At 42.6% G+C, this 17506-nt stretch carries 15 protein-coding genes; 10 read left to right on the forward strand and 5 right to left on the reverse strand.

The features are described 5' to 3' along the window. Positions 1–2 precede the first annotated feature (2 nt). The 6 genes from otnC to L4C37_RS03040 all read left to right on the forward strand — a co-directional run bounded on the left by otnC (position 3) and on the right by L4C37_RS03040 (position 7190). On the forward strand, positions 3–650 hold the full coding sequence (otnC, locus tag L4C37_RS03015; protein WP_429767825.1) for a 3-oxo-tetronate 4-phosphate decarboxylase: 648 nt from the start codon (positions 3–5) through the stop codon (positions 648–650). Next, complete coding sequence (gene otnI, locus L4C37_RS03020) at positions 650–1426, forward strand: 2-oxo-tetronate isomerase (RefSeq protein WP_429767826.1); 777 nt, start codon at positions 650–652, stop codon at positions 1424–1426. The genes otnC and otnI overlap by 1 nt, the downstream gene beginning before the upstream one ends. A gap of 166 nt (positions 1427–1592) precedes the next feature. Continuing rightward, on the forward strand, positions 1593–3047 hold the full coding sequence (locus L4C37_RS03025) for a GntP family permease (RefSeq protein WP_273294122.1): 1455 nt from the start codon (positions 1593–1595) through the stop codon (positions 3045–3047). Between the two features lie 163 nt (positions 3048–3210). Continuing rightward, complete coding sequence (locus tag L4C37_RS03030; protein ID WP_429767828.1) at positions 3211–4374, forward strand: glycerate kinase; 1164 nt, start codon at positions 3211–3213, stop codon at positions 4372–4374. 275 nt (positions 4375–4649) lie between these two features. After that, positions 4650–6101: a catalase KatE2 gene (gene katE2 / locus L4C37_RS03035; RefSeq protein ID WP_429767829.1), complete on the forward strand. Its 1452-nt coding sequence runs from the start codon at positions 4650–4652 to the stop codon at positions 6099–6101. Positions 6102–6317: 216 nt separating this feature from the next. Next, a complete protein-coding gene (locus L4C37_RS03040) occupies positions 6318–7190 on the forward strand; it encodes a patatin-like phospholipase family protein (RefSeq protein ID WP_429767830.1) in 873 nt (290 codons plus the stop codon). Between the two features lie 213 nt (positions 7191–7403). Here the strand turns inward: L4C37_RS03040 and L4C37_RS03045 are convergent, their stop codons facing one another. From L4C37_RS03045 to L4C37_RS03055, 3 genes are all read right to left on the reverse strand, one after another. After that, positions 7404–8396 carry a 2-hydroxyacid dehydrogenase gene (locus tag L4C37_RS03045; protein WP_429767831.1) on the reverse strand — a complete coding sequence of 331 codons (993 nt, stop codon included), beginning with the start codon at positions 8394–8396 and terminating at the stop codon, positions 7404–7406. A gap of 251 nt (positions 8397–8647) precedes the next feature. Beyond that, positions 8648–8986 (reverse strand): TehB family protein, encoded by a 339-nt coding sequence (locus L4C37_RS03050; protein WP_273294125.1) that lies wholly within the window; start codon positions 8984–8986, stop codon positions 8648–8650. Between the two features lie 142 nt (positions 8987–9128). Beyond that, positions 9129–9989, reverse strand: a complete 861-nt coding sequence (locus tag L4C37_RS03055; RefSeq protein WP_429767832.1) for a ferredoxin--NADP reductase — start codon at positions 9987–9989, stop codon at positions 9129–9131. A gap of 187 nt (positions 9990–10176) precedes the next feature. Between L4C37_RS03055 and L4C37_RS03060 the strand changes: the two genes are divergently transcribed. Beyond that, the gene (locus L4C37_RS03060; protein ID WP_429767833.1) at positions 10177–10353 is read left to right on the forward strand and encodes a hypothetical protein; all 177 of its coding nucleotides are present in this window, start codon (positions 10177–10179) and stop codon (positions 10351–10353) included. 14 nt (positions 10354–10367) lie between these two features. On the opposite strand, the gene L4C37_RS03065 is transcribed toward L4C37_RS03060, so the two are convergent. Beyond that, positions 10368–13394 (reverse strand): efflux RND transporter permease subunit, encoded by a 3027-nt coding sequence (locus tag L4C37_RS03065; protein ID WP_429767834.1) that lies wholly within the window; start codon positions 13392–13394, stop codon positions 10368–10370. A gap of 9 nt (positions 13395–13403) precedes the next feature. After that, entirely contained in the window at positions 13404–14186 is a 783-nt protein-coding gene (locus L4C37_RS03070; protein ID WP_429767835.1) for an efflux RND transporter periplasmic adaptor subunit, read from the reverse strand. 292 nt (positions 14187–14478) lie between these two features. Between L4C37_RS03070 and L4C37_RS03075 the strand changes: the two genes are divergently transcribed. From L4C37_RS03075 to yihG, 3 genes are all read left to right on the forward strand, one after another. After that, positions 14479–15159 (forward strand): response regulator transcription factor, encoded by a 681-nt coding sequence (locus tag L4C37_RS03075; RefSeq protein ID WP_137371903.1) that lies wholly within the window; start codon positions 14479–14481, stop codon positions 15157–15159. Positions 15160–15161: 2 nt separating this feature from the next. Next, the gene (locus L4C37_RS03080; RefSeq protein WP_429767836.1) at positions 15162–16439 is read left to right on the forward strand and encodes a sensor histidine kinase; all 1278 of its coding nucleotides are present in this window, start codon (positions 15162–15164) and stop codon (positions 16437–16439) included. A gap of 98 nt (positions 16440–16537) precedes the next feature. Next, positions 16538–17428: a 1-acylglycerol-3-phosphate O-acyltransferase, YihG family gene (gene yihG, locus L4C37_RS03085; protein WP_429767837.1), complete on the forward strand. Its 891-nt coding sequence runs from the start codon at positions 16538–16540 to the stop codon at positions 17426–17428. Positions 17429–17506 lie beyond the last annotated feature (78 nt).

Below are 17506 nucleotides of genomic sequence, written 5' to 3' on the forward strand. Positions count from 1 at the left end.
AGATGAGTGAGATTTTGATGAACGAGCAGCAATTAAGAGATCAAATGGTCACGCTCGCTCGTTCTATGTTTGAACGGGGCTACGCGACAGGCGGGGCTGGCAACTTGTCTATTAAATTACCCAACGGTCACTTTTTGGCAACGCCAACTGGGTCTTCTTTTGGTCGTCTTGTTGCTGAGGAATTGTCAGTCGTCGATATCGACGGCAATCATATTTCAGGTAAGAAGCCATCAAAGGAAGCGGCGTTTCACTTAGCGATTTACCGTAATAATCCTGTATGCAATGCAATTGTCCACCTGCATTCTACATACCTAACTGCACTTTCATGTATTGAAGGGCTAGATCGTAACAATGCAATTAAGGCGTTTACACCGTATTTCGTGATGCGAATTGGTGAATTACCAGTCATTCCTTATCTGCGTCCTGGCGATCCACAAATCGCTGAAGAACTGGCGAAAAGAGCAGGTGATTATCGAGCATTCTTGTTAGCAAACCACGGCCCGGTAGTAACCGGCACTGATTTTGTTGATGCGGTAGATAATGCTGAAGAATTAGAAGAGACCGCTAAACTGGCGTTCTTACTAAAAGATAAAGATATCCGCTACCTCACTGATGAAGAAGTGATGGATTTAAAAGGGAGAGGCAAATAATGGCTAAGTTCGCAGCAAACCTAACTATGTTATTCACAGAAGTGCCATTTATGGAACGTTTTGAAAAAGCACATCAAGCTGGCTTCAAAGCGGTTGAATATCTATTCCCATATACCTTTGAAGCTGAAGAGTTAGCAGAGAAAGTGCAAAAATTCGGTTTTGAACAAGCACTTTTCAACATGCCTCCTGGTGATTGGGATGCGGGTGAGCGTGGTTTTGCGGCGATTCCGGGTCGTGAAGAAGAGTTTAAGGCTAGCGTTGATACTGCATTGATGTATGCCACCGCACTGAACTGTAAAAAAGTGCATGCGATGTCTGGTCTGATGGATGCCAATTTTACTCACCAGCAGCACGTCGAAACCTTTATATCAAATATTCGATTTGCCGCAGATAAATTTGCTGAGCAAGGCATCGAATTGATGATTGAACCACTTAATAGTCGCGATGTCCCTAATTACTTTGTGGCGCATCAGCGTGACGCTGTTGAGCTAATCAAGTTTGTCGACAGACCAAATGTGAAACTACAACTTGATTTGTATCACGCTCAAATTATGGATGGTGACTTAAGCACTTTAATCCGCGAAGTGGCGCCGTATACCGGTCATATTCAAATTGCATCTGTACCCGAAAGGCATGAACCATCTGAAGGTGAGCTGCATTATCCGCACCTATTTAATGTGTTGGATGATACGGGTTACCAAGGTTGGATTGGGTGTGAATACAACCCGAGAGCCTCAACCGAGGAAGGCTTGGGATGGGTAAAACCCTACTTATAGAGATAGTGACTAAGCATGAGCTTTTAACACCGACTCTTTAGCACGTTACAACATAATAAAGTGGCTAAATAATAAGCCGCTGCATAACAAAGTGCAGCGGGAGGCGTAGCTATGCCTTTCGCATGCAAACCCTACACAACAAAATAGATATAAAAAGGAATATACAATGGATGGAGCACTGATAGGCATTGTAATTGGCATTTTAGCCATGATGGGGATGATTATTAAAACGAGAATCCCAGTTGCACTTGCTATGATTATTGCCAGTATTATCATGGGTTTATTTGCTGGTATGGCACCGACAGACTTAATTAATGCGATCAAAGCAGGTTTTGGTGGTGTGCTTGGTGGCATTGGTCTGATTATCGCATTTGGCGTAATCATGGGCGCATGTTTTGAGCGTTCTGGTGCCGCGGTAAGAATGGCAAAAACGTTTGTAAAACTGTGTGGTAAAGGTCGTGAAGACTTAGCTCTGGGTTTTACTGGCGTATTAGTCGCTATTCCAGTTTTTTGTGATTCTGCGTACATCATTTTGCATTCTCTTGTTCGCGCAATTTCACGAGATACAGGTAAATCAGCGGTGGGTTTAGGTGTAACTTTAGCGCTTGGTCTACTTATTACTCACGCACTTGTGCCGCCAACGCCGGGTCCAGTGGCAGTGGCAGGTATTCTAGGTGTAGACCTAGGTGAATATATGCTGTGGGGCTTGATGGTTTCTATCCCTATGATGTTGCTTTCTATGATTTATATCCGCCGAGTAGGTAATGAATACTACCGTGTGCCAAATGGTGAAACATGGATTACTAACCAAGCTGATTGGGCAAACCTAGAGAAAGTTAAAGAAACGGACGACAAAGAACTGCCAAGTAACTTCTTATCTTTTGGTCCGATTCTTCTTCCAATTGCATTTATCCTAATCAATACACTTGTTGGTCAAGGTGATAGCGCAGTACACATGGCTATTTCGTTGATTGGTAACCCAGTCGTTGCGGTAGGTATCGGTGTGCTGATGGCGCTATACGGTCTTACTCGCCATATTGAGCGTAAAGATATGGTTAGTTCAATGGATGATGCATTGTCTACAACTGGTCTAATCCTTGTCGTAACGGGTTGTGGTGGCGCAATGGGTGCTGTACTGAAAGCATCTGGTGCGGGTCCCCAAGTTGCAGAAGCGATTGCAAGCAGCGGTATTCCCCCACTACTTGTACCATTAGCTATTGCCTCTATGCTGCGTCTAATTCAAGGTTCAGCAACTGCATCTATGATGGTAGCGGCAACCATGACACTACCTCTAGTTGAAACGCTAGGTCTAGACCCTGTATTTGTAGCATTAGCTTGTGCGGTAGGTCCTGTAGGCTTCTCTCACTTGAACGATTCATACTTTCACATTATCAACCGTACGTTAGGCATTACTGAACTTGCAGACCAAATTAAAATCTGGTCAGTGTCTTCAACCATCGCCTGGGCTATTGGTGCAAGCATCATCATGATTCTTAACCTAGTGTTTGGTAAAGGTGGTACGTTGATTGACCCATTAATTCCAATTGCAGTGTTAGGCGCTCTGTTTGTATGGCTAAAAAGCAAAGAGAAATCACAAGTAAAACCAGCAATCGCTAACTAACCTGCTATCTCTCTTATACTGCCCTTATGATTTGATTGGCTTTCAGCTAATCAGTGGTAAGGGCATTTTGGTTTCCACGGCTTTTTGTTTCAACTGCTTATGGTTTCCAAAATTTTTGCTTCCCACGACTTATCAAAATTTATATTCCTTTGGATCTATCAGTATGAAAATTGTTATTGCACCAGACTCATTTAAAGAATCATTAACCGCAGTTTCGGTGGCAGAGTGTATTGAGGAAGGATTTCGTGAAATATTCCCAGATGCTGATTACGTGACTCTGCCCTTAGCTGACGGTGGTGAGGGCACGGTTGACGTGTTGCTTCAAGGGTTACCAGGGCAAAAGCGAACGCTTCAGGTTGAAGGACCATTAGGCGATAAAGTTCATGCTGAATGGGCAATGCTAGAGCCTTCAGAACTGAACCCTAATAAAACGGCACTTATTGAAATTGCGGCAGCATCCGGCTTGGATTTACTTTCTCCTGAGCAGAGAAATCCGCTAATGGCTTCCTCTTTTGGTACTGGTCAACTGATTTTAGAAGCCGCCGTGCAAGGTGCGAAAACCATTATTTTAGGGTTAGGTGGAAGCGCTACAAATGATGGTGGCGCCGGTATCGTTCAGGCATTAGGTGGTCGTCTATTAGATAGTGATGGACAAGAGATTAGCCGCGGTGGCGCTGCGCTAGCCGAATTAGCAGCCATCGACTTGTCTAATGTCGATGCGATCTGTGCTGACATAAAGCTGGTTGTCGCGTGCGATGTTGATAATCCATTGTGCGGTGATAACGGTGCAAGCCATATATTTGGACCGCAAAAAGGGGCGAATTCAGATCAAGTATTGACGCTTGACTGTGCACTCGCACATTTTTCTAAGGTAGTAGAGGCACAAGATTGTCTTGGTGATGAACCCATTAAGAAGCGCGCGGGTTATGGTGCTGCTGGTGGTGCACCTCTGGGGCTAAGTTTACTATTTAATATGCAAATCAAACCCGGTATTGAAATGGTATTGGATGTATTGCAAGCCGATGAAGTATTAAAAGGTGCTGACCTTGTGATTACAGGGGAAGGGCAGATGGATAATCAAACTTTGCAAGGGAAAACACCTTACGGCATCGCCAAACGCGCGAGTTTGCAAGGTATTCCAACCATAGGAATAGCTGGGTCATTAGGAACTGAAGTTGAAGCTTTATATGGTGAAATGAGTAGCCTATTTGGAACGGTGCGCTCTCCTCAATCCCTCAATCAGGTGCTACAAGAAGCAGAAAAAAACTTAACGAGAACAGCAAGAAATATTGCCGCGACATTACAGTTAGGTCAGAAGATAACCTAAGAAGTTTATGCTTAAGGTTCTTATATGCTCGATTCATATTTATGGGGTTCATGATGGCTAAAGGCTGCCTGAGCTTTTAGCTTTATAGCTTAAGTTTTCCAGCTTAAGTTTGATAGGTTTTATAGATAGCAACGATAAATATAAACAATTATATTTTCTGCTTACTCAGGTCTATTCTTTATCCATACTAATCAAGTGGTTTATTTAAAAAGTGAATTCACTTGAACCTAAGGTGTGACAGAGGCTGTGACATCTTTAACCGTAAGGAATAGACCATGAGTAAGAAACTGACCACAGCAGCGGGTTGCCCTGTTGCACATAACCAGAATGTTCAAACTGCGGGTAAACGCGGTCCACAACTGCTTCAAGATGTTTGGTTCTTAGAGAAACTGGCGCATTTTGACCGTGAAGTGATTCCAGAACGTCGTATGCACGCGAAAGGGTCTGGTGCATATGGCACATTCACCGTTACGCACGATATTACCAAATACACTAAAGCAAAACTGTTCTCTGAAGTGGGCAAAAAAACCGACTTATTTGCACGTTTTACAACGGTTGCAGGTGAGCGTGGTGCGGCGGATGCAGAACGTGATATCCGTGGTTTTGCTGTGAAGTTTTATACTGAAGAAGGTAACTGGGACATGGTGGGTAACAATACGCCAGTGTTCTTCTTACGCGATCCTTTGAAATTCCCTGATCTAAACCACGCTGTGAAGCGTGACCCACGAACTAACATGCGCAGCGCGAAAAATAACTGGGATTTCTGGACGTCGCTACCTGAAGCGCTTCATCAAATTACTATCGTAATGAGTGACCGTGGTATCCCAGCAACTTATCGCCACATGCATGGTTTTGGTAGCCATACATTCAGCTTCATCAATAATGACAACGAACGCTTCTGGGTTAAATTCCACTTCAAATCTCAGCAAGGTATTAAAAACTTATCTGATGCTGAAGCTGGGAAATTAATTGGTGATGATCGCGAAAGTCACCAACGTGATTTGCTAGAAAGCATCGACAACCAAGACTTCCCGAAATGGACTCTTAAAGTTCAAGTCATGCCAGAAGCGGACGCTTCAAAAGTCGCGTATAACCCATTCGATTTAACGAAGATATGGCCACACGCTGATTACCCATTAATTGAAGTGGGTGAGCTTGAACTGAATCGTAATCCAGAAAACTTCTTCGCAGAAGTAGAGCAATCTGCATTCAATCCAGCAAGTGTGGTTCCGGGTATTAGTTTCTCGCCAGACAAGATGCTGCAAGGCCGCTTGTTCGCTTATGGTGATGCTCAGCGTTACCGTTTGGGAGTAAACCACCACCATATTCCAGTGAATGCGCCACGTTGCCCAGTACACAGTTATCATCGTGATGGTGCAATGCGTATTGATGGTAATCACGGTGGCACCTTGGGTTATGAGCCAAACGATCAAGGGCAATGGGCTGAGCAACCCGATTTTGCAGAGCCACCACTGAATCTAGAAGGCGCGGCTGATCATTGGAACCACCGTGAAGATGAAGATTACTTCTCGCAACCGGGTGACTTGTTCCGTTTAATGACGCCAGAGCAGCAAGATATTTTGTTTGATAACACAGCGCGTAACTTAGGTGGTGTGCCTAAAGAAATTCAACTTCGTCACCTTAAACACTGCTACAAGGCTGATCCTGCATATGGCGAAGGCATCGGTAAATTGCTTGCAATCGATGTGAGCGAATTTAATTCGTAATCGATAACTAGACTTGTTAATCAAAAGGCCGTGAGTTACTCGCTCAGCGGCCTTTTTTGATCGCGTATTCACCAGAATGTTGACTAACTTTATGAAGTTTTTATGTTTTATGGTTAATAGTTTTTGCCTATCAAAATGATAAATTCAACCCATTATCTTCACGTTCTAAATGTGATTATCCTATTCTCATTAGTTGATACAGCAGTAGAGTTTGAGATGAGTAAAAGCGCATTAATTGTAGAAGGTGGAGCAATGAGAGGCATCTTCGCCGCTGGAGTATTGGATGCTTTTATGGAGGAAGGATTCCGACCTTATGATTTTGCCATTGGCGTCTCTGCTGGTGTGTCTAACCTTGTTGGTTACTTATCTCAAGCACCAAAGCGCAGTTATAACGTGATAACGACCATGGCGACTGACAAAGTTTTTTTTAACCCAACTCGCTTTGCTAAAGGCGGCAACTTGGTGGATGTTAAGTGGTTATGGGATGAATCCAATAACCGTTTCCCGCTTAACTGTGAGCAATTATTCTCAAGTGTTCCGTTGCTTGCTGCTGTTACAAATATCGATACTGGTAGTGCGGATTACTATCGTATTCAGCCTGAAAACTTATCGAATGTTGTGGAAGCAACCACTGCTCTGCCCATTGCTTATCGTGAAACGCCATGTTTTTCAGGTGGTTGTTACACAGATGGTGGTGTGGCGGACTCGATTCCAGTTCGTGAAGCATACCGCCGTGGTGCTCGTGACATTACCGTGATTTTGTCTCACCCTCTGAGCTATCAAATGAAACCTCAGAAGTATCAATGGATGCTAAAAAAGCTGCTGTCTAAGTATCCGAATATTGCAAAGTCCATGGCTGTACGCGCTGAGAATTACAATCAATCTTTGGAGTTCATCCGAAATCCACCTAAAGATGCGATCATTAAAGTTATTGCTCCACCAGAAGCGTTCGCGGTTAAACGGTTAACGATGGATCAAGGGATTCTAAACGCAGGTTATGAGATGGGCGTTCAAGCAGGTGAAGAGCACCTAGCAATTCGACAAGGGGTACACGGGCTAGATACTGAAAATTGCCATTTCTGTATCTAATGTTTATGGATAGCCAGTTAAAGACCTGATGTCGAGGCAATCTTATGAACAGTAGTTTCACTTAGACTAGCGATTCATACGATCAAATTGAAACTAGTAAATTGAAACGATCAAAAAGCCACGCTTAATGCTGTAGCAAGCGTGGCTTTAGTGGTTTGATTTATCTGCTAAGCAGCGATTACATTAAGTCGAGGCTTCATGATTCTAGCCAAGCTAGATCAATTCATTGCCACTTTTTTTATCACTGAAAAATGCTTCAACGCTGGTGAGTGTAGTGTTGGCAATGTTGAATAAAGCATCTTTGGTTAAGAATGCTTGGTGCCCTGTAAATAACACGTTATGACAAGCGGATAGGCGTCGGAAAACGTCATCAACAATCACATCGTTAGATTTGTCTTGGAAGAACAACTCTTTTTCGTTGTCGTATACGTCTAGACCTAGTGCGCCAATTCGGCTTTGTTTTAAGGCTTCAATAGCAGCGGTTGAATCCAGTAGTTCACCACGGCTGGTGTTCACTATCATCACACCGTCTTTCATTTTGCCAAATGCTGTTGCATCTAGAAGGTGGTAATTTTCTTTACTCATTGGGCAGTGCAGCGTAATTACGTCAGACTCTTGGTACAGCTCATCGAGTTCCACATATTTTGCGCCAAGCTCTTCTGCTAATGGGTTTGGATACGGGTCATAGCATAGAATGTTCATGCCTAGACCTTTCAAAATACGCATTGTTGCTAAGCCAATTTTCCCCGAACCAATCACACCCACAGTTTTACCGTGGAAGTTGAAACCAACCAGCCCTTCAAGAGAGAAGTTAGCATCACGAGTTCGTTGGTAGGCTTTGTGTAGCTTGCGGTTTAAACACATCATCATACCGACAGTGTGCTCGGCAACTGATTCTGGCGAATAAGCTGGCACGCGAACTACTTGTAAACCGAATTCTTTTGCGGCTTCTAAATCGACTTTGTCAAAACCAGCACAGCGCATTGCGATGAGTTTTGTACCGCCTTTCGCCAATTTTTCAAGAACGGGACGAGACAGGTCATCGTTTACAAAAGCACAAACTATTTCGCTTTGATAAGCCATTTTTGCTGTTTTTCTGGTGAGGCGAAAATCGTGAAAGTGAAATTCAGCGTTGAGCTCCCCTTTAGCAAGATTGAATGATTTTTCGTCGTATGATTTTGAGCTAAAAAAAGCAATGTTGAGCATAACTTCCTCTCTGTACGAAAGATGCGAATATCGTGTATTCAGGCTAATAATTAGGGCAGTTTGCTAGAGATTTATTATCTTGTCTATCATCATTAGTCATTGTAATTATTAAGGTTATTATATTTATATCTAGCTATGCTTATTTTGGAATTATTTTTACTTAGCTAAACGGCTTGTTCTGGTTTTACCGTATTTATCGCGCTTAATTGAATCATCAATGAATTTCACAACGAGTGAAATGCATAAATCGATCACTTATCTTTTCGGGTATTGAACATTTTCTTGGTTTCTTTTTCTGACCAGAAATTGATATTGAATTGAGCATCTTCGCTGAGCTCAACTCGGTGCCAATATTGAGGAGGGCTTGTTGCAAATTGACCTGCATTAATCACCACGACGCTTTCTGGTTCGGTTGCGTCAGCGTTAGCAAAACCATAGAAAGTTACCGTTCCTTCCATCACGCAAATCTGGCCAAACACTCCTTCAGCAGTATTGTGATGGTTAAGTAATGCCGCAGGTATGTTGTCCTTTGTGAAAAATGGCGTTGAGCGTTGAATTGTCCAGTGAGATGGAATGCGTAAATGACTCATGATGAACCTCTGATAAATAGAAATATGGATTTTTTGATAATGACAAACATGAAGCTTGTGATAATTAGAAACATGGAGCTTAGAATTACTGTTAATGAATAACTGCCCGTAGCGATTAAATCGAAGGGCGGGCTCGGAACGATTACCAGTAATTCTCGCTACTGAATTGCCCCGCTTGACGGCGTAAGTGTTTGGTTAATCCGATTTGTTTAAGCGCTTCACTTGTGTCGCGAACCATGGCGGGATTTCCACAAAGATAGAAGAAACTATGTTGCTGATCGATGGCGATGGAGGAAGCGTGTTCGAGTTCGCCTCGAAGTAACAACGTTGGGATTCGTCCGCGCAATGTTCCGGTGATTGATTCTCTAGAAATAATTGGCACATAACGTAGTTTTCCTTGAAATTGGTGAACAAGCTGCGCGATGCGCGACTGATAAGTGAGATCTTGCTGAGTTCTGACGGCGTGAACCAATATGATGTTGGCAAATTTATCGGCCATGTGAGGTGTTTCAAGCATGGCAATAAAAGGACCAATCGCGGTACCTGTGGCTAACATCCACAAATCTTTAGCGGCTGGCGGTATTTCTTCTAACGTCATGAAACCGCTGGGCTCTTTCCCTACAAAAATCTCATCGTGAGTATTTAATTCATGAAGTTTTGGTGAAAGTTGACCGGAGGCGTCTTTAACAATTAAAAACTCTAAGTGCTGGTGCCCTAGTGCATGGCTTGGTGAGTTCACCATGGAGTAAGCTCGGCGCACATACTCTTGTCTCTCAGGGTTACTGTTTTCTGGAAAGGCCGCGGATTCAGTCGCTATTGCCGGTTCAGTAAGTCTTAGCTGCTCATTAACAAGTGGCAAAGCCAGTTTAGTAAACTGCCCCGCAAGGTAAGGTGAAACAGGGGCGTGCACATGTAGGCTGAATAGTTGGTCGTTCCATTCTATTTTCTTGGTTACTTTTCCTTGAACTAAACCGTGAGGGATACCTTGAGAAACATTGTCCATAGAGCCACCTTATCGATTGGGTTATCCACTGGTGATGCCTATTACATTCGGTGCACCAGAAGCCTGTACTAATCATAGTGCATTAACTATGCCGATAATGAGAATTGTTATCAAATGGGTCTTCGGTAAACATCATGAATTTATTTGAGTCATAAAGACCCATAAATTTAATGTCATTATGACGTGCATGTGTTTTCCTGAAGAAAGAAGAAAGAAGAAAGAAGAAAGAAGAAAGAAGAAAGAAGAAAGAAGAAAGAAGAAAGAAGAAAGAAGAAAGAAGAAAGAAGAAAGAAGAAGCCTCTTATTCCACCTTTACACCACTTGGAGTGATAGCTTAAAGGCGAAAACAAAAGGCTTCAGATGAAGGATATGGATGGGCTATTTACGTTTGGTTCGTCCAAAACAAAGCGCGTATAGGCTAGGAATGACGAATAAGACAATTGGCAATGAGAACAATAAACCATAGCCTAGTGTTAAAGACATAGGTCCCATAAACACATCGGTTCCGCCTAAACCATAAGCGAGAGGCAGTAGACCCACGACAGTGGTTATAGAGGTTAATAGTATCGGTCTTAAGCGGCTAGCAGATGCCTCAATCACCGCTTCCAAAGTGTCTTTACCTTCTGCTCGAATCTCGTTAATGCGGTTTATCAGTACCAGAGAATTGTTCACCACGACGCCTGTCATACCAAGTACGCCAATTAAGGCAAACATAGATAAAGCTTGCATATGAACGACTAGTGCCATTAATGCCGCTACAACTGCAAACGGGATCACAGCCATAACGAGTAACGGCTGTATCAATGAATTAAACATCACTGCTAGAACAAAGTAGATAGCGATCATGGCAGCAGGGAACGCTAATACAAAGCCACTCATGGTTTCATTGGTACTTTCTGCTTCTCCGCCCACATCTAGCGTCACGTTACTCGAATAATGACCTTGCAGCTCGGTGAGCATTTTCTCTGAAAGTGCGACAGAGCTGAGTGTGTCATCTGTAATCTGCGCCGTAACGGTGACTTCTCTTTCTGCGTTGTAGTGTTTGATTAAACGTGGTGCTTCAATGTTATCTACTTTTGCTAAACGGCTCAGTGGTACTTGGACTCCATCTGGCGTAAATATTTTGGTGGTCGCTAAGCGTTTAATGTCTCTGTATTCGTCTTTCAAAATGACACGAATATCTACTTCTTGATCACCAAGCCATGTCGATGTGACTGAGTCACCTTCAAACGCAAGGCGAAGTGTGGTGGCTAAATCAGATACGGTTAAGTTGTATTTTGCTAACCACTCATATTGAGGAACAATGCTCAACTGAGGATCTTTCAACGCTTCATTGTTGGTAACGCCACTTATACCACTCTGTTGATTCAGCCATTCACTCACCGCCGTTACTGCGAGGTTACGCTCATCTGTTGTGCCCCCAAGAACGCGCATTTCAATCGGCTCTCCCGGAGGTGGACCTCCAGCATCAACCGAGAACTTCACAAAAATCCCGTGGTCATTGTTAGCCACTTTCTCGTTTAACTGAGCAATAATTTGGTCAGCGGTGCGATCACGTAACTCATAGCTGGTCAAAATCAGCAAACCAGTACTTACCGGTGATGAGTAAGTCATGTTGTAAGAGACACGTTCGTTATCGGGTAAAGCCGCGATCGCCTGTTCAATATCATTATGAACGTCACGTATTTTCTCTAATGGTGTCCCTGGTTTAACTTCCGTGTAAATCTCTACGTATTTAGCCGCTTCAGATGGAAATATATCCAATTTTAATGCCATGACCATGCTGGTCGAAAGGGCGCTAATGACCAGTGCTGAAGCGATAACTGACTTCTTGTATTGAAGGCTGAATGTCAGCATTTTTTTGTAGGCGCTGATAATGCCTTCAAAGCGGTCTTTTTGTGTTTGTTGGTTGTCTTTTCCTTTGGTGTTTAACGCACTTGCTAAGTGAGCGGGCAAAGTGAAAGTACATTCAGCCAGTGAGAATAGAAGGGCTGAGATCACCGTGATCGGAATAACGATTAACACTTTACCCATTGTTCCGGGCATAAAAAACATAGGAATGAAAACAAGAGCGGTGGTCGTTAAGCTGGCGATGATTGGCTTAATGACTTTTTGCGTCCCAGTGATTGCCGCCTCTAATGCACTTTTACCCTTCTCTTTTTCTTGGTAAATACTCTCGGCCACAATAACTGAATCATCGACAATAATACCGATCACCAAAAGTAGAGCCGCAAGCGTAATACTGTCTAAGTTTAAGCCCACCATAGGTAGAATAAACATCACGCCTAAAATACAAAATGGAATAGAAACCGATACCCAGAAAGCCACTTGTCTTTTAAGAATTAAGCTTAAGACTGCCAGCACTAATACCAAACCAATACCGCCATTGGTAGACACGATAGAGAACTTATCATTCATGTCATCAGCAAGGTTTAAACCATACTGAAATTGGTACTGGTCACTATATTGAGCTTGTTCTTTTTCCACTAACGCTTTTATGCTGTCCACTGTCGCGATGATGTCTGAACTGGCACTATTCGTCACTGAAAATAGAACCGCTTCTTGACCGTTAATTACTCCCATTTGTGTCGCTTTAGCAAAGGTATCTTCCACGCTTGCTACATCAGATACTCGTATCACGGAACCATTTGGCAGTGATTTAATGACGATATTCGCAATGTCTTCTGCCGAATGAACTTGTGTCATGGTGACAATCTTTTGCTCACTCACCCAAGATTCCACCACCCCGCCAGATTGAGATAAATTACGCTGGTTAATGGCTTGCCCAATTTCATCAAACGTTAATTGGTAACGGCTGATTTTTGTAGGGTCGATCTCTACCCAGAACTCGCGCTCGTTGTAACCAGACATGCTGACGCTACTGACCCCTGAAAGCGCATTCACTTTCTTCTCTAGTTGGTAAGCATATTGCTGCAATAAGTCTGAGTGTACTTGTTCACTGTTTGCAAGGCTGACACCAAAAGTCAGCACCTCAAAAGATGAGGTTTGTTTTTGAGTCACGACTGGTGGATTCGTGATATCTGCCGGTAAGTTGTTCACACGGTCGATTGCTTGTTGAATGTCTCGTAATGCTCTAGCCGCATCTTCCCCGGGTAAAAGCTCGGCTTCAATAAAAGACATGCCATCAGTTGATTGAGAGGAGAAGTAATTGATGCCTTGGACGCTGCGCAGCTCTTTTTCAATAGGGTTAGTGATATTCAGTTCGATATCTTGAGCGGTAGCGCCTGGGTATAGAGTTTCGATTTCAACCGTTTCAAAAGCAACATCAGGATATTCTTGAAGCTTTAAAGTATATAAAGAAGCGACGCCGAGCAGCAGTACCATGATCGTGATGATGCGAGCTAAGAAGCTTCTCTGTGCAAAGTAAGCGATAAGAGATGACATGGTTTTTACCTATTGAATGACAGCAATATTAGAAAGCGTTGTAGAGGCATGAATGGACATGCCTGGCTTTAGCTTTTGGTTGGTATTGTTAATCTCAACTTCTACGGGGTAAGCCATAGTTTGGTTGTCTACTTCGACACCAATGCGGTTGATGGTTGCTTGAAACTTTTTAGCAGGATCGGCTTCAGCCCATAGCTCGATAGGTTGACCAACATTGAGTGAATTAATGTCGTATTCACTTGCCAGTAACCGAACTGTTAATGTGTCGATATTGACGATCTTATAAAGCAGATCCCCCTGATTAACCCATGCGCCATTATCTGTATTTCGATTGACTACAAACCCTGAGATGTTGGATGTGATTTTTGTGTTTTTAAGGTCAAGTTGCGCATTCTCTAACTCAATTCTTGCAAGTGTCAGGCTGGCTTTTGCACTTAGGAAATCGGCATTCGCAATATCTAATTCGTTTTGCGATAAGCTGTTTTTCTTACGCAGTTCTACATAACGCTCATAGACAGATCGCTTGAGTTGCAAGTCTGCTTTAGCAAGTTGTAGATTGGCGGTTTGTTTCGCTACCGCAAAATCGAAGTCTTGTGTTTTAACCGTAGCGATAACTTGCCCTTGTTGAATTGCTTCACCAGAGTCAAAGTTGACACTCTCAACAACACCGCTGATTTCTGCGACCACATTCAACGGGGATTTGCTGATCGTTTGACCGATGAGGTCAACGGCAAAAACAGAAGAGGTAAGAAGAGAGCCGCACAGCAGGCTGATCAGTAGTTGTGGTTTCATGTGAGTATCCCTTTAATTTGATACGTCTAGTGTTACTTCTCTCTTGTCGAGTTTTTGTCGATATGGATTATATAAACTCGTATATTTTATAGAATGACATACCTATATGTTTGAATGATTGTATTTTTGGCTTGGAGTGAACGCGGTTTTTTTTTATCAATCATGGTGTTGAATTATGTGTGTACGAAATTCGACATTAATTCGACATTGAGCCATTATTATTTCATTCGCATCGTAGTAAATGGGTGTTGCGGTAAATAATTGGGTATCAGGGTAAACAGGCGAGCAGATAATGTTAAAAGGTAAACAAATTTTAATTGTTGAAGATAACGATGAACTTCAGGGGATTTTGGCGGATTTCCTTGAAGTGAAAGGAGCGACAGTAGACTTTGCCGATAATGGTGATTTAGGGCTTAAGCTTGCGTTAAGCAATGAATTTGATGCCATTATCCTTGATGTCATGATGCCGAGAAAAGACGGTATGCAGGTAGCGAAAGAACTCCGGGAAAGAGGGTGCACCACACCTATTTTGATGCTAACGGCATTGAATGGGCGTGATGATGTGTTAAAAGGGTTTGAAAATGGAGTAGACGACTTTGTGAGTAAGCCTTTTGACTTTGAAGAGTTGGAAGTGCGACTTACGGCGTTGATTAAGCGATTTAGAGGGCATGTCGCTGCGGTTGAGTTGTCTTTTGGGGAGCTTGTAATCAATGAAAAAACCAGGCTTGTTCAGCGAGCGGGTCATAACCTCGTGACTACCCCAGTTATGTACCAAATTTTGCTTTTGCTGGTGAAAGCGCAAGGAGAAGTCGTAACTCGTGAGTCTTTAATACAACAACTTTGGGGTGATGACTCACCCGAAAATGACGTGTTGCGTAGTCATATTTATCTGCTCAGAAATATACTGGATAAGCCTTTTGCCACACCCATGCTGAAAACAGTACCTAAATGTGGCTTCAGGTTAGAGCTATGAGTATGAGTCGGTGGTCAAAACTTAGGCTTCAGTTGTTTGGTCAACCAAAAGTACACAACATATCTCAAGTTAAAAAACGCTTGATTGTGACTTTTGCTAAAATTGCGTTGTCGACATCCTTTGTCGTTTTCTTTGCTTTCTCTCTTCGCTTAATTTTAGGGGAGGATTACCAACTTGAAGTTCACCTTAAATCTTTCGAAAATATTGCGACTAAACATTATGAACTGGAGCAAGTGCCTACAGCCCAGTTAAGCCAGTCAGTTACCGCGTATTTTGACGAAAAATATCTGCCTGAATACTTACAGAAAGAACTGCCTTTTCAAGAAAACAAAGTCACTCAGTACCGAACTTACAGCAAGCAAGGCATGATGATTTATCACGTGCAATTTGATTTCCAAGGAGTGCGTTTACCGCTTTATTTGACTATCGGCACTAGGTCGATAGATTTTGGTGATGATAGCTGGGATACATTGATGGGTATATCTATGCTGCTAATCATTTTTTTAGTCGTAGTTTTAAACTTCTCAGTGAAAAGAACGTTTGATGAGTTGATGGCTCCTGTAGCTGAGCTTAGCAAACAGTTAAATTCAGGCGTGAAAGGGGACTTTACAGTATCTGAACAAGGTGTTGATGAATTAAAGCAGCTGACAAGAGAATTAAACCATTATCAGAAAATGAGAGACCGTGTCGCTAAACAGGAAATGATGTTTGCAAAATATGCTAGTCATGAATTGAAAACACCAATAGCGATTGTATTGGGTGCTGCGAACTTACAAGCGATGAAAGATGATCCTGAGTTCCAGACTAAACAACGTGAAAGAATTTTGACCGCAGCAGGAAACATGCACGCTACAGTGGAGGTGCTGCTCAATATTGTGAAACAGGAAGATGCGAACCTGAATCAAGAGCCTTGGTTGATTCAGACTAGCGATATTACCTTAGCTGACTTTAGTAAAAAGCGCCCAGAAGCAGTAGCACTGAACTTAAACATAGCTAAGGATAGTCAGCTAAACTTCCCTCCTGTTGTACTGAATATGATTTTGAAGAATCTAGTGCAAAATTCGATTAGGTTTACAGTGGAAGGCGAAATATCGATAAGCATTGCCTCTAATGAGATTACAGTTTGCGACAGTGGTACAGGGTTATGTGGAACCAATGAAACAGAGCATGGACTTGGGTTGTTGATTGTACGGCGCTTATGCATTACTTATGGCTGGAAGTTTGAGATTGAAAATAATGAACACCAAGGTTGTACCGCAAGGCTTTCGCGTACACTTTAGGGGGTAATCAAGTGATCAAATCATCAATATAATTAGTCGAGAGATTATTTATAAGATGAGTATAATGTGCGCTTTTCGTTGTTAATGTAGCCTTGTTTATGTTTGATAAATTCCGCATGGTCTTGAACGTCTTGTTTGTGACTGTAAATACCGCAATGACCGCCTTCACAGTGAGTTTTTTTGGGTTAATTAAGTTGATTCTTCCTGTCCCTACCGTTCAAAAGTCGTGTACACGCTTGGCTAACTTTACCTTCTGGTGCTGGGCGTCTTTGAACTTGTGGATGCTAAATATTAATAACAATATTAAGTGGCAGGTTGAGGGAGCGGAAGACGTTTCAACAAAGCAATGGTATTTGATGATGGCGAATCACCTTAGTTGGGCAGATATCGTTATTTTGTCTTCCATTTTGAAAGATAAATTACCCATGCCTAAGTTCTTCTTAAAACATGAACTGTTGTATGTACCCTTTGTCGGGCTCGCATGTTGGGGGCTGGATATGCCATTTATGAAGCGACATTCTCGTGAATACCTACTCCGTCATCCAGAAAGACGAAATGATGACTTTGATGCTATCAATAAAGCGTGTGAAAAATTTAAGCTGGCGCCAACAACTCTGGTTAACTTTGTGGAAGGTACTCGCGTTAACCAAGAAAAACTATCAACAGTTAGAACACCTTACCAACACTTGTTAAAGCCTAAAACTGGTGGCGTAGCTTTTGCTCTATCTGCAATGGGACCGATTTTAGATGGTATTGTTGATGTGACGTTAGCGTACCCAGAGAACCAAGTTTCTCCGTTTGAGGACATGCTAAAAGGCAAACTAACTTCTGTTGTGGTACGTGTGAAAGTGTACCCTATGGATGAAAACGTAAATGGTGATTACTTCAAAGATAAAGCGTTTAAACGCCGTTTCCATGCTTGGTTGAATGAAACCTGGCAAGAAAAAGACGAATATCTACAAGGTGTTTATCGTAAGTACAGTAAATAGCTTATCGATGAAAACATCTGAATAATCCTATAAAAATGCCAGCATAGTCGCTGGCATTTTTGTATCTGGGTCTAGGCA

The organism is Vibrio kagoshimensis, from assembly GCF_050337535.1.
GTDB lineage: Bacteria > Pseudomonadota > Gammaproteobacteria > Enterobacterales > Vibrionaceae > Vibrio > Vibrio gallaecicus.